Annotated in this window: 11 protein-coding genes; 5 read left to right on the plus strand and 6 right to left on the minus strand. The window is 60.8% G+C overall.

Translation table 11 applies throughout. From position 1 onward, the window contains the following. Positions 1–9 precede the first annotated feature (9 nt). On the plus strand, positions 10–831 hold the full coding sequence (locus JQC81_RS05460; RefSeq protein ID WP_203270808.1) for an alpha/beta hydrolase: 822 nt from the start codon (positions 10–12) through the stop codon (positions 829–831). A 20-nt stretch (positions 832–851) separates the two neighbouring features. Here JQC81_RS05460 and JQC81_RS05465 read toward each other — a convergent pair whose 3' ends face one another. Then, positions 852–1,388, minus strand: coding sequence for a transglutaminase-like cysteine peptidase (locus JQC81_RS05465; RefSeq protein ID WP_203270809.1), 537 nt, complete (start codon positions 1,386–1,388; stop codon positions 852–854). Positions 1,389–1,526: 138 nt separating this feature from the next. On the opposite strand from JQC81_RS05465, the gene JQC81_RS05470 reads away from it, so the two are divergent. After that, positions 1,527–2,084: a histidine phosphatase family protein gene (locus JQC81_RS05470; protein WP_203270810.1), complete on the plus strand. Its 558-nt coding sequence runs from the start codon at positions 1,527–1,529 to the stop codon at positions 2,082–2,084. A 3-nt stretch (positions 2,085–2,087) separates the two neighbouring features. Here the strand turns inward: JQC81_RS05470 and JQC81_RS05475 are convergent, their stop codons facing one another. After that, positions 2,088–2,315 carry a hypothetical protein gene (locus tag JQC81_RS05475; RefSeq protein ID WP_199049209.1) on the minus strand — a complete coding sequence of 76 codons (228 nt, stop codon included), beginning with the start codon at positions 2,313–2,315 and terminating at the stop codon, positions 2,088–2,090. Positions 2,316–2,397: 82 nt separating this feature from the next. Then, complete coding sequence (locus tag JQC81_RS05480) at positions 2,398–5,730, minus strand: DEAD/DEAH box helicase (RefSeq protein WP_203270811.1); 3,333 nt, start codon at positions 5,728–5,730, stop codon at positions 2,398–2,400. Between the two features lie 356 nt (positions 5,731–6,086). On the opposite strand from JQC81_RS05480, the gene JQC81_RS05485 reads away from it, so the two are divergent. Continuing rightward, positions 6,087–7,244, plus strand: coding sequence for a L,D-transpeptidase family protein (locus JQC81_RS05485; RefSeq protein WP_376772369.1), 1,158 nt, complete (start codon positions 6,087–6,089; stop codon positions 7,242–7,244). 27 nt (positions 7,245–7,271) lie between these two features. On the opposite strand, the gene JQC81_RS05490 is transcribed toward JQC81_RS05485, so the two are convergent. Together JQC81_RS05490 and JQC81_RS05495 are read right to left on the minus strand one after the other, a co-directional pair. Then, a complete protein-coding gene (locus JQC81_RS05490) occupies positions 7,272–7,646 on the minus strand; it encodes a hypothetical protein (RefSeq protein ID WP_203270813.1) in 375 nt (124 codons plus the stop codon). Between the two features lie 82 nt (positions 7,647–7,728). Continuing rightward, entirely contained in the window at positions 7,729–7,929 is a 201-nt protein-coding gene (locus tag JQC81_RS05495; RefSeq protein WP_203270814.1) for a hypothetical protein, read from the minus strand. Positions 7,930–8,295: 366 nt separating this feature from the next. On the opposite strand from JQC81_RS05495, the gene JQC81_RS05500 reads away from it, so the two are divergent. Together JQC81_RS05500 and JQC81_RS05505 are read left to right on the plus strand one after the other, a co-directional pair. Beyond that, positions 8,296–9,717: a protein adenylyltransferase SelO gene (locus JQC81_RS05500; protein WP_203270815.1), complete on the plus strand. Its 1,422-nt coding sequence runs from the start codon at positions 8,296–8,298 to the stop codon at positions 9,715–9,717. A gap of 257 nt (positions 9,718–9,974) precedes the next feature. Then, positions 9,975–10,907, plus strand: a complete 933-nt coding sequence (locus JQC81_RS05505) for a hypothetical protein (protein WP_203270816.1) — start codon at positions 9,975–9,977, stop codon at positions 10,905–10,907. A gap of 116 nt (positions 10,908–11,023) precedes the next feature. Here JQC81_RS05505 and glgA read toward each other — a convergent pair whose 3' ends face one another. After that, positions 11,024–12,550: a glycogen synthase GlgA gene (gene glgA, locus JQC81_RS05510; protein ID WP_203270817.1), complete on the minus strand. Its 1,527-nt coding sequence runs from the start codon at positions 12,548–12,550 to the stop codon at positions 11,024–11,026. Positions 12,551–12,577: the final 27 nt, after the last annotated feature.

Below are 12,577 nucleotides of genomic sequence, written 5' to 3' on the forward strand. Positions count from 1 at the left end.
ACAAGCGCCATGGCATCCGGATCCCTGGACTTCGAGACCGAATACAACAACCGGGCACGGGTGCCGGACCATCCCGTGCATATCGCCGGATGGCAGCGCGATGCCGCTGCGTATCGCGAGACAGCCCGCAGCGAGCTCGATCTGGCCTATGGGCCCGGCCAGCGGCATAGGCTCGATCTCTTCCACCCGCAAGGCGGCGATGCGGGTGGTCCCGTCGTGCTGTTCATCCATGGCGGCTATTGGCAGGCTTTTGACAAGTCGTCCTCAAGTCATCTCGCCCGCGGCGCCAACATGCGCGGACTGACGGTGGCGGTGCCGAGCTACACGCTTGCACCTGCAGCCACGCTCGCCGAGATCATTGCTGAAATCGAAGAGGCAGCGGACTTCATCATGCATCGGACAGGCCGTTCCATCGTCGCCACAGGTCATTCGGCCGGCGGGCATCTGGCAGCCTGCCTCATGGCACGATCAGCTCCGACGCAGCATCCAGTGCGGGCAGCGATGCCGATCTCCGGTCTCTTCGATCTTTCACCTCTCGTAGGAACTTCGATCAACAAGGCCCTCGGGCTCACGATCGAGGAGGCGCACCGCCTGAGTCCGCTTGAGTGGGCGCCGCCGAGCGGCGGGAGCCTTGTCGCGGTTGTCGGGGGCGCAGAGAGCAGCGAGTTCCTGCGCCAATCCCGCGTGATCGTCGGTGAATGGGGCAAGACCGGCGTGACGACCCGTTACCACGAGGTGCCGGGCGCCCACCACTTCGATGTCATCGCCGGCTTAACGTATCCTGCAGATCCGCTCGTGGAAATCCTGGTCGAGCTAACCGCGAAGGCCTGACGCTTCAAAATCCCGGGAAATCAGCCACGCTTTCCGCGAAAAGAAACCTTGGCCACCGGCAGATCCGCCACGGGTTCTCTCGTCCTCTCCCCTGAAGCCGAGACCCATCCGCGGCCCGACTGCCTTGAATGGAACACGTGACCTGTCCTCTCTGGGCTCAGGATCGACGAGGTGAGGTTGTCGAGGACATACTGCCCCTGAGCGGTCGAGACCAGAAGAACTGCATGGGCTTCGCCCTGCGCAGTGGCGCCGAGCGTGATCGAGAACGCCGACGAGGGCCAGCCGCGCTCGATCAGCATCTTGCGCTTCAACAGCACGAAGTCTTCGCAGTCGCCTTTGCCGCTGGTAGGGAGCGCCCACACGTCGTCACGGCCATACTGCTCCAGATCCGAAACCTCACGGATGGTTCTGTTCACATGGCTGTTGATCTGCTGGAGCTGGGCCATGCGCTCAGCCGTCAGAACAAAGGAGCGGCCGGGTTTGGCCTGTACGGGCGCAACCGACAGGATCATCAGCCCGGCAGCCAAGCCGAGCGCCGCTCTACGTGCGATAATCATTGAACATGCCCCTCTGCCACTTGTCGGCCGTTGCCAGAGCTGTACATCCGCTCCGGTTCTGCTTTGTCTTGCCAACCGGTAGGCTCTTATTATGAGACAACAATGAGGCAGCTTGGCCGTTTGATGACGAGGCGCACCATGCGCTTAGCTTTGGCGCTGTGCATTCTCGCGACGGCGGGGTGGATGCACCCTGCTCGTGCATCGGAGGAAGCCTGGCAGGCCTTGCGGCAGGGAGGCACGGTGGCGCTTTTTCGGCACGCCCGTGCACCGGGAACAGGCGACCCGGCCAAGTTTCGGCTGGACGACTGCTCGACGCAGCGCAACCTGTCTGAGGAGGGCCGACAGCAGGCGCAGCGCATCGGGGATGCGTTCAGGAGCCGGCAGGTGCCGGTCGAGCGTGTGCTCTCGAGCCGCTGGTGCCGCGCACTGGACACGGCGCGCCTGGCATTCGGCGCCATGGCGGAGCCGGAGCCGACGCTGGATTCGTTCTTCTCAGGGCGCGAGCAGGAGCCATCCCAGACACAGGCTGCGCGCGAGATCATCGAAGATTGGCGTTCCGCCCGCGTCCTGGTGCTCGTGACCCATCAGGTCAACATCACGGCCCTGACCGGGATCTTTCCGAGCGAGGGCGAGGCGCTCGTGCTCAGGCCACGAGCGTCTTCCGGGTTCGAAGTTATTGGGCGAATAAAGCTTTAGGATCTAATCCTCGGCCCTGAGCTGATCGACCACGCCCTGGCTCATATAGGGATGGCCTGCTTCGTTCAGAGCCCGATCCATGGCCTCGATTGCAACAAGGATCTTGGTAATTTCCTCCGCCATCTCGACGGACGGGAGCGGGGCCTCGGACAATTGTCGGGCCATTTCCCTGCGACGCTTCACGAGGCTTTCCCGTGCTGCATTCAATTCTTTGATCTCTTCCGAGGTCATCGGCTCCTCACGTTGAAAATCATCTTCATGGATAAGTCTTACAGACGCGATCCGTTCGTGGCTGAACTAATCGGCACCCGCCTCAATCGTCGAGCCGCGCCAGAAGCTCAAGGATATGCTGCTGCCTCTCCCCAGCTCGATCCTCGGCGACCGCGAGGATCAGCCGGTCGCCGCTCCAGCGAAGCGACCCTTTCGATTTCGCGATTAGGCTTTCCAGGGGAAGCCTCTCGACGGCTTCCGGCCTGAAACTCAAGGCTATTGCCTGGGGGCCTGCATCGATGCGGGCAATCCCCAGTCGCCGGCAGACTTTCCGAATGCCCGTGAGGCGCAGAAGATTTTCCAGAGCTTCCGGAATTGGCCCGAAGCGATCCTCGATTTCCTCTTCGATCTCGTCAATATTTTCCGAGCCGTCCATGCGCGCGAGGCGCGCGTAGAGATTGATCCGCACCTCGGGTTCATGCACGTACTCGGCCGGAATCGAGCCCGTCAGGCCGATGTTGAGCTCGGGGACCCACTCGTCCGCATAGGTCTCTCCGCGCAGAGCAAGCTTCAGCAGGTGCTGGTATAAATCCGCTCCAATGAGCTTGACATGTCCTGCCTGCTCCTCACCCAGAAGGGCGCCGGCTCCACGCTGGTCGAGATCCTGCGCGCTGATTGCAAACCCAGCTCCGAGCCGGTCGAGAGCTTCAAGGGTTCGCAGGCGCTTTTCGGTCGCCTTCGGCAGCTTCTGTCCCAGCTCCGTCAGCAGATAGGTGGTGCCGCGAATTCGACCACGTCCGACTCGGCCGCGAAGCTGGTGGAGTTGCGACAGGCCGAAGCGGTCGGCCCGCCATACCAGCATGGTGTTGGCACGAGGAACATCGAGACCGCTTTCGATGATGTTGGTGGCCAGCAGGATGTCGCCTTCACCATCTGCGAACCGCACCATCACATCGTCCGTTTCGGCTGGCGGCATCTGACCATGCGCCACGTGAACCTTCAGGTCGGGTACGATCTTCGCCAGTTGCTCGCGCATCGGCCCGATGTCCTCCACCCGGGAGCAGACCACGAAACTTTGCCCGCGCCGCCGGCTTTCGCGCATGAGGGCTTGGCGAAGGGTTACGGGGTCAAATTCTGACAGAAAGGTGCGGATCGGCTGCCGCCGGGCCGGCGGCGTGGCGATGATGCTCAGTTCCTGCAAACCAACCAAGGCCGATTGCAGCGTGCGGGGAATGGGCGTTGCGGTCAATGTCAGCACATGTCCGAGCGACGCCATCGCCCGGAGCTTCGATTTATGGGCGGCACCGAACCTCTGCTCCTCGTCGATGATGACAAGGCCGAGATCGTTGAAGGCTACGCCCTTGGCAGCGAGGGCATGCGTGCCGATGACGATGCGCACCGTTCCGTCCGCCAGTCCCTTCTTCACGGCACGCGCTTCGGATGCCGTCACAAGGCGAGACAGGTGCGCAACCTCAAGGCCGAAGCCGGAAAAACGCTTTTGAAAGCTGCGCACATGCTGACGCGCCAGCACCGTCGTGGGCGCAATCACGGCAACCTGTTTGCCCGACAGCGCCACGGCCGCCGCTGCACGCAGGGCAACCTCGGTCTTGCCGAATCCGACATCTCCGCAAACCAGCCGGTCCATGGGATGTCCCGAGGCGAGGTCTTCGAGGACATCTTCAATGGCACGCAGCTGATCCGGGGTCTCGGAGAATGGAAAGCGCGCGACAAAGCGTTCGTATTCACGTCCCGGCGGCACGAGCGGCTTCAGCTTTGCGCCATCGCGCGCTTCGACCAGCCTGCGCAGATGGTCGGCGGTTTTGCGTACCTCTGCTTCAATAGAACCCAGTTTCTCGACCCACGCATCGCTCTTCAGCTTGTCGAGCTGCAGCGCCTCGGACATGCGGCCGTAACGCCAAACGCGGTCCATATCCGTTGCGGGAATCATGAGTGTCGTATCGCCCGCATAGGTGAGCCGGATGGCGTCGCCCGCTCCCTCCTCGCCTATGCTGATGATCTCAGTTCCCTCCAGAAGCCCAAGTCCATGATCGACGTGGATGACAGCATCGCCGATCTGAAACCGCATATCGGTGAACTGGTGGACTGTCGATCCGACATCTTGTTCACGCCCGTTCGACGCGCGGCTTCCCAGAACATCGGCAGCCGTTACGACAGCGATGCCATGCCGCTCGTCGATGAACCCGCCCCTGAGATCGGCCTGAAGGGCGAAGGAGCCCTTTGGCGGCCCCTCAACGGCGTCACTCCAACGCTCGATCAGTTTTGGGCTGAGTTGCAGGGATTGAGCCCGGCGCCGAAGGCGGTTCAGATCGTTTCTCGTTGCCGCCGCCAGGACGATCTTCCGATCCTTGCCCTGCTGTGCCTCAATGAAGCTCGCGAGGGCGCGAGCCGGCTTCACCTCGGCGGCAAACCGGGGGACGGCGTTCTGCCGCGCCTCCCCTTCCGAGGCCGCATGAATGACGGTCAGGCAGCGCTGCCCCAGAATGTCCTGCCATTCCGCATCTGCGATGAACATCCGCTCGGGAGAAACCGCAGATCCTCTGCCGCCCCCCTCACCTCGCAACGAGGTGCGGCTCTCATGAGCATCGACAATCTGCTCCATCACCAGTTGGCGCCGTTCCTCCGCTCTGGAGTCGACGACAACAGGAGCATCCGACCAGTAGTCGAAGATCGTTTCGAGAGATGCATAATGCTCCGGCAGCTGATGCTCCATTCCGTCAAACCGTTCCGGCATCGAACCATCAGGAGTTTTTTCAAGCAGAACCTCGGAAGCAGGATCGAGGGAAAGGATTTCAACATCTCCTTCGGTTCGTTGCGAAACAGGATCATAGGAACGGATTGCGACGATGGTCTGGCCGTCATGCTCGATGCGATAAGGCAAGGAACTGCTCGCAGGAAAGATATCGATGACCTGTCCCCGGATGGCAGCCTCGCCTGGCTCGTCCACTCTCTCATCCAGGACATATCCTGCACGCAGGAGATAATCTTCAAGCTCTTCCGGCGAGAGGTATTCACCAATCTTGAGATGGAAGCAGGCGCTCTTAGAGATGCTTCGCGGCGGCACTCGTTGAATGATTGCGGCGCTGCTCGCGATCAGAATCCGCGCGCCTTTCCCCGGCTCACACATGCGCCGCAGGACGGACATGCGCCGCCCCATTGCCTCTCGTGAGGGCGATGTGTTGTCAAAGGGAAGACAATCCCAGGGCGGCAGCAGATACACATCCAGCTCTGGAGCCAGCCCTTTCAAGGCCTGTGCCATCTGCTCGGCCCGGTTCTCGCCTCCTGACAAATAGATGAGCTGCTTCCGGTCCCCATTCAGAGCCTGCTCGATCAGGTGAACCGCGTGAAGGCCTATGGATGGTGGCAAGGTCAGATCGATCCGCCGGATATCATGGGCAGGAGCGGGCTTCACGCGCATGAAGGAACTCGTACGGCGAGAGGGCTGAGGCGGAGACAACGCACGGGCACCAAGACCGGTTGCAGGCAGCCGCGTTCCCCTGAAGCAGCACTTTGTAAACCATCGTCGGTCATAGTTTCCCAATGACCTATCGGAATGCGACCAGCCTCACCGTCAGCTTGAGCCTGATCTTTCTCTCATGCTCGGCATCAAGCAGCCTTAACAAAGCGTGGGCGGCCTCTGAACAGGTGAGCACAGCCGCTCCAGCGCGTCAGCCTTCAAGCCCCGCCCCGGCTTCCACAGAACCTGAGCTGCGACAGAAAGCTGCAGTTCCGCCCACCAGCAAACCCAACCCCTCGGCACCTCAAAGGATTCCGGTGGCGACGATCTCCCAGGATCCCCGCCCGACCCTGGATGCCAGCACCTTCATCAATACCATGCGGGCTGCCTGGACCTATAAGCGCATTGCCGAAACAGGAGGCTGGCCCACGCTCCCCCAGGGAACAATGCTGAAGGCAGGCGACAAGGGACCATTGGTTCCGGTTCTCCGGCAGCGTCTCGTTGCTGAAGGAGATCTCTCGCGCGAACTTGCGAACGGCACGACCTTCGACGCTGCTCTCACGAGTGCGGTCAAGCAGTTCCAGGCACGACACGGACTGCCAGAGTCCGGTGCCGTGCGAGCAAGGACCCTGGAAGCGCTCAACGTTCCGGCCGAAACGCGCCATCGTCAGCTCACCGCATCCGCACAACGGCTGGCGAGTTCCACCTTTCCCTTCGGTGGCCGATATGTCGTGGTCAACATTCCCTCGGCGGCTGTGGAGGCTGTCGAGCAGGGCCAGGTCGTTCGGCGGTATGTCGCCATCGTCGGCAAGGCCGACAGACCCTCGCCCATTGTCGAAACCCGAGTCACGGCCGTCAATCTCAACCCAACCTGGACGGTACCGGTCTCGCTGATCAAGAAGGACATCATACCCCACGTCCGGAAGGATCCGGATTATCTGCAGAAGATGAAGATCCGCATCCTGGATGCGAAGGGACAGGAGGTTGATCCGAAGGCGATCGACTGGTCGACGCAGAACGCCGTCAACTACACGCTTCGCCAGGATCCCGGCGCGATCAATTCGCTCGGTCAGATCCGCATCGACATGCCGAACAAGCATGCAGTCTATATGCACGACACGCCCAAGAAGCAGCTTTTCGCACAGGATGCCCGCTTCCATTCCTCAGGCTGTGTTCGGGTCGCCGATGTGGGTGAATTCGCCGAATGGCTGCTGCGCGGCACCAACGGGCCTTCAGGCCCGTGGACCAGAGCAGGCATTGACACAGGCATCGTCGGTAACGCGCGTCAGGACATTCGGCTCGACAAGCCCGTTCCCGTCGCGTGGGTTTATCTGACGGGTTATGCAACGGCCGACGGCATGGTCCATTTCCGAGACGATGTTTATAGACTCGATATGCCGAAGAGCGAACCTGCTCCCGAACTAGAGACTGTCGATGTGCCGGCGACGGCCTCCATCAAACCCAAGCGCCTTTGAGGCAGTCGAGGTCTGGCAAGTCTTTTCCTACAAGCTCTTCCTGCGCAGCAGCCGTCCCGACGATGGCACGGGCATGCGGGCCTTGCGCCATTCGAACACCACATCCTGAAGTATGTCGATGGCGGCCATGGCTTGAGCCCGTGAAGCTGCAATTGCGACAGGGTCGCGCACGGCGAAGCGATCCGTGTCCTGGGCAAGCCGTCTGCATCGATCCTCCACGAGGCGTCTCGCCTCCTCCAGGCGTAGATGCGGCGCTCCGGTGCCGGCCATCTCGTCGCAGAAGCGCAGGACGTCGCGCACGAGATTCTCGCCCGAATAGAGGCCGGAATAATTGTTGATCATGCTGCGGATGTAGCCGAGCGAGTAACGAATTTCCTGTCTGAGTACTGTGTCGCTGCTCATCGCGCTTCCCCGGACATGGAGCCGCATTCCTGCCTGTATGGGCGATGAGGTGGGTTATGCCCCACCGATCTCTAAAAAGACGTTAGCCCGGCCGTCCGACCTGCCGTTCGGAGGACGTATCGATGGGGGGCAAAAGGGGCTGAGCGTTGCGCTCCGTCACTGTCAGCTGTGAAAAAAGAACCTTCTCAAGGATTGGACCCGCAACGATCCCGGCGACGAACGCGAACGCAGCGACTATCAAGCCTACCCGGCCGCAAAGGCTCAGCACATCTTTCAATGCCATGGATCCGCCTCCCGCTTGCTTCGTTGAATGAAAGCTTAAGAGACGAAGCCGCTGCCGCCAATAGACTAAAGCAGTAGACAGACCGGATGCCGGACGAAGGTGCTTGAGCATTCTTCCCGAACGTCCGGCAACCAAAGTGATTTCGGAAACAGCTTCCTTGCAATTATTTTTTCAGGTCAGCTCCAAACTGCGCTCCTGCTCAGGCCATTTGAAACATTGTTTGCAGCATTTCCCCTTCATGTTCAGCCTGTCGATTCTGCCTGACCTTCTCACCCGAATTGTGAGCCCACGCATCACCGTCTTGGGCGATGGGCTGAACAATTCAGCCTCGTTTGATTTGACCATGGGTGGAACCGGATCGCTTGCATGTCCTACTCGCCTGACTTTTCTCCTTCGACGCATCACGAGGAACTCGGCCCCTCCTTCTACGATGCTGTCGAGCCGGCACGCTTTCCGCAGCACATCCTGCGCTACCGCAACCAGCGCTGGGCAGAGCGGATTGGCCTCGATGCTCTGAACGATCAGGAATGGATTGACCATTTCGGCCGTTTCCAGCCGTTGCCCGGAAGCTTCGAGCAGCCGCTGGCCCTGCGCTATCACGGCCATCAGTTCAGAACCTACAATCCCCATCTCGGCGACGGGCGCGGCTTCCTCTTCGCCCAACTCAAGGATGTCGAGGATGGAAGGCTTCTTGACCTTGGCACGAAGGGAAGTGGCCAGACACCCTGGTCGCGCCACGCGGATGGCAGGCTCACGCTCAAGGGCGGTGTGCGGGAAATTCTTGCAACCGAGATGCTTGAGGCCCTCGGCGTCGAAACCTCCAAGTCCTTCAGCCTGATCGAGACGGGTGAGGAACTCGAGAGAGGCGACGAGCCGTCACCGACACGGTCATCGGTTCTGGTTCGCCTCAGTCACTCACATATCCGCATCGGAACGTTCCAGCGCTTTCTCTACTTCGACGAGGTCGACAACCTGCGAAGGCTGCTCGACCATACGGTACGAACCTATCTCCCCGAGACCTGGCGAGATGAGGAGCCCGCCCGTGCGGCCGCGTTTCTCGAGCAGGTCTGCCGGCGCGTTGCCCGCATGGACGCGCAGTGGATGGCTGCGGGCTTCGTCCACGGCGTGCTCAACACAGACAACATCAATATCACCGGGGAAAGCTTCGACTACGGACCCTGGCGCTTTCTGCCCCACTACGATCCAGGCTTCACGGCAGCTTATTTCGATGAGACCGGCCTCTATGCCTTCGGTCGGCAGCCCGACGCATTGCTATGGAACCTCTACCGTCTGGCGGAGTGCCTGCTCCCCCTGGCCCCGCAGGATCTGCTGGAGCAGGCGCTCGCCTCTTTCGAGCCTGCACTCCACCGGGAGTTCGCGCAGGCCATCCTGCGCCGGCTTGGTCTCCAATCCAGAGGCTACGAGCATGACGGGGCACTGGCCAAGGCCCTATGGACCTTCCTTTACGAGACGCGCGCACCCTTCGAGCAGACGTTCTTCGATTGGCATGGCGGCTTGATGAGCAGCCCACGCGCAGAAAAGAGCCCTTCGGCCGCCTTCTATGCGAATGAGTCCTTCCGTGCAGTCCAGGCGGCTCTCGATGGTTTCCTGCCGTCTCCGGGCATCAACCACACTCATCCCTATTTCGAGCAGCCGAAGCCCTGCACCATGCTGATCGATGAGGTGGAGGCGATCTGGGCCCCCATCGCTGCAGGGGACGACTGGTCCGCCTTCTCGTCTAAGCTTGAAAGCATCAGGGGCATGGCCGAAGCCTACCGGGCCTATTAGCCTTGCTGGAAAGTTTACCTACGTTCTTTTATTGATGCTAATGGCTAAGTTTCACTTATAGGGTAACTTAGCAATAACAGACACAATCAGAGCCATATTCTCCTCACATAGCGCATAGGCCAGGAAAGTTCCCCTCACAAAGAGATTAGAATTTCATCAGATCTCAGGAACGTTATCCCTATACATGCGTCTATTAGCCAAGCAAGCTGTCTGAAGGCAGCTACACATCACAATTGGCTAATTATGTAGGTGAACACATGAAGCGTTCGCACGCTCTTGCTCTGTCCGGCGCAGCCCTCTTCCTTGCTGTCAGCACTCCGGCCCTTGCCCAGAGCCTCAGGTCCGGACCGCAATGCATACCGGCGGTCGCCAATCCCTCCATGTACCACAACTGCCGGCTTCAGGTCGTGCAGGGTCAGGAGGTCTGCCGTTGCGCTATCCGCCCTCAGGCTCTGCGCAGAATGGATGATCGTACCAGTGAGCGGAATCAGACCGACGCTGTAACCGGCTCGATTGGCCGTGACCAGACGATTATTCCTGGCACCGGCAACCCTGTGGTCGGTGCGCCCGGCGGCGTCAATGACGGACGTGGTCCCAGCCGTGGCGGCTCTGTTGCGGATCGTGGCAACTCGGGAACCGGTGGTACCGGTACCACCGGTGGCACCGGCGGCACGGGCGGAACCGGTAGCGCCGGCGGCAATGGCAGCACCGGCGGAACCGGCGGCACGGGTGATGACGGCGCCGGCGGCACAGGCGGTACCGGGGGAACCGGAGGCAATGGTGGCACGGGTGGCAATGGTGGCACCGGCGGTAATGGTGGTACCGGCGGCACGGGTGGCACCGGTGGTAATGGGGGCATTGGCGGGTCCGGCAACGGCAATGGCAACAACGGCCATGGCAACGACCCCGACGGCAATGACTCGTCGAACCCGGGTAACTCCAACAATGGTGACGGCACCGATGCAGACGGCCCGGCCGGTAATGGCAATGGCAACGGTGGCGGCAATGGAAGTGGCAATGGCGGAGGCCGTGGCAACAACGGTCACGGCAACGACCCCGACGGCAACGACTCGTCGAATCCGGGCAATTCCAACAACGGTGACGGCACCGACGCGGATGGCCCGGCCGGAGGCGGCAATGGTAACGGAAACGGCGGTGGCAATGGAAATGGCCGCGGCGGTAAGGACTAAAGCTCTCTAACTAAAATAACAAAGCCCGTGGGTGCCTCCGCACCCACGGGCTTTGTGTGTTAGAACAGCATCATTGGCAAGTGTTGTGCAACCGACGTTTTAGCCGACCGGTAGCACTAGGCCAAAGCCGCCTGGCAGGCACGCTCATAAACTTCCTGATACCGTGAGGCGGAGCGGTCCCAACCGTGAGGCCTGTTCATCGCAGCGCGACGCATGGTCGTGAGCCGAGACCTCGAGCGGAAGGTTTCGAGGCCTCGCCTGATCGCATCCTTGAATCGGTTGAGCGAAGGTTCGCCGAACAGAAATCCAGTGACGCCGTCCTCGATCGTGTCGGCCAACCCGCCGGTCTTGTGCGCAATTGGCAGTGAGCCGAACCGCTGCGCATACATCTGACTGAGACCGCAGGGCTCGAACCGGGATGGCATGAGCAGGAAATCGCTGCCTGCATACATGCGACGGGCATCGCCTTCGTCATATCCGATCTTGACGCCGATGGAACCGGGATGACGGCCCGCAAGCGCCTCCAGCTCGGATTCGAAGCGAGGCTCTCCCTGGCCGATGACGGCAATCTGCCCACCTTGGGACACGATGGTTTCCGCCGCCGAAATGGCAAGGTCCACGCCCTTCTGATGAACAAGGCGCGACACCACGGCAAAGAGCGGGCCGGAGGACAGGTCGAGTCCGAAGCTTTTGCGCACAGTGTTGGCATTGGCACGCTTGCCACGGAAGTTCTCGGCCGAAAATCGGCTGACCAGATATGGATCCGTGCTTGGATCCCAGCTCGCATCGATGCCGTTGATGATGCCGTCGAGACGTCCCTCCTCAGCGCGGGTTCTGAGCAGTCCATCGAGCCCGCAACCGAATTCCGGCCGCGTAATCTCCTGGGCATAGGTGGAGCTCACCGTCGTGATGTGGGACGAGTAATAGATGCCGGCCTTCAGGAAAGACAGCTTGCCGTAGAACTCAACGCCATTGATTTGAAAGGCCGCATCGGGAATTCCAAGATGGGAAAGGCGCCCACGATCAAAATTTCCCTGATAGGCAAGATTGTGAATTGTCAGGATTGTCGGAATTCGCTGCCCGCGCCAAGCGAGATAGGCCGACGCAAGCCCGGACGGCCAATCGTTGAGGTGCAGGAGATCGGCGCGCCACAAGGGATCGCCGTTGCCGCAGGCGATATCGGCCGCCGCCAATCCCAGACGCGCGAAACGGATATCGTTGTCGCTCCAATCCGCACCGAAGCTGTCGACATAAGGCGATCCATCGCGGTCGTAGAGTTCCGAACACAGGAGAACGTAAACTGTCAGGCCATCCTGAGTCGTCCCGCGTCCGAGACCGCAGGCCGGTATGCCGAATGAGGCCGGCAGGCGGGCAATCTCCTCCAAATCGCTGATCTGCGAGAGAACCTGACGGTAACCGGGAATAAGGATTCGCACATCGTAGTGATGGCGCAACGCCCGCGGCAAGGCTGCCGCCACCTCACCAAGGCCACCAGCCTTGATGTAATCGGCGATCTCGGATGTAATGAAGAGAATTGACTGACGGCGCTTGATGGAAACCGAAGCCTGGGAGCCGCTCAGAAGTTCGGCATGCGCCAAGGCCGAGACACCTGAAACGGTGTCCAGTTGAGATGAGTCCAGCATGTTAGCTCAGAGGCGCGATCCCCACCG

It is taken from the genome of Microvirga arabica (assembly GCF_016811235.1).
Classification (GTDB): domain Bacteria; phylum Pseudomonadota; class Alphaproteobacteria; order Rhizobiales; family Beijerinckiaceae; genus Microvirga; species Microvirga arabica.

What these genes read in the sequence shown, in the direction of transcription:
- JQC81_RS05460 (WP_203270808.1), top strand. Translation starts at nt 10, where the DNA reads ATGGCATCCGGATCCCTGGACTTCGAGACCGAATACAACAACCGGGCA.
- JQC81_RS05505 (WP_203270816.1), top strand. Translation starts at nt 9,975, where the DNA reads ATGAAGCGTTCGCACGCTCTTGCTCTGTCCGGCGCAGCCCTCTTCCTT.
- JQC81_RS05490 (WP_203270813.1), bottom strand. Translation starts at nt 7,646, where the DNA reads ATGAGCAGCGACACAGTACTCAGACAGGAAATTCGTTACTCGCTCGGC.
- JQC81_RS05500 (WP_203270815.1), top strand. Translation starts at nt 8,296, where the DNA reads ATGTCCTACTCGCCTGACTTTTCTCCTTCGACGCATCACGAGGAACTC.
- JQC81_RS05465 (WP_203270809.1), bottom strand. Translation starts at nt 1,388, where the DNA reads ATGATTATCGCACGTAGAGCGGCGCTCGGCTTGGCTGCCGGGCTGATG.
- JQC81_RS05470 (WP_203270810.1), top strand. Translation starts at nt 1,527, where the DNA reads ATGCGCTTAGCTTTGGCGCTGTGCATTCTCGCGACGGCGGGGTGGATG.
- glgA (WP_203270817.1), bottom strand. Translation starts at nt 12,550, where the DNA reads ATGCTGGACTCATCTCAACTGGACACCGTTTCAGGTGTCTCGGCCTTG.
- JQC81_RS05495 (WP_203270814.1), bottom strand. Translation starts at nt 7,929, where the DNA reads ATGGCATTGAAAGATGTGCTGAGCCTTTGCGGCCGGGTAGGCTTGATA.
- JQC81_RS05480 (WP_203270811.1), bottom strand. Translation starts at nt 5,730, where the DNA reads ATGCGCGTGAAGCCCGCTCCTGCCCATGATATCCGGCGGATCGATCTG.
- JQC81_RS05475 (WP_199049209.1), bottom strand. Translation starts at nt 2,315, where the DNA reads ATGACCTCGGAAGAGATCAAAGAATTGAATGCAGCACGGGAAAGCCTC.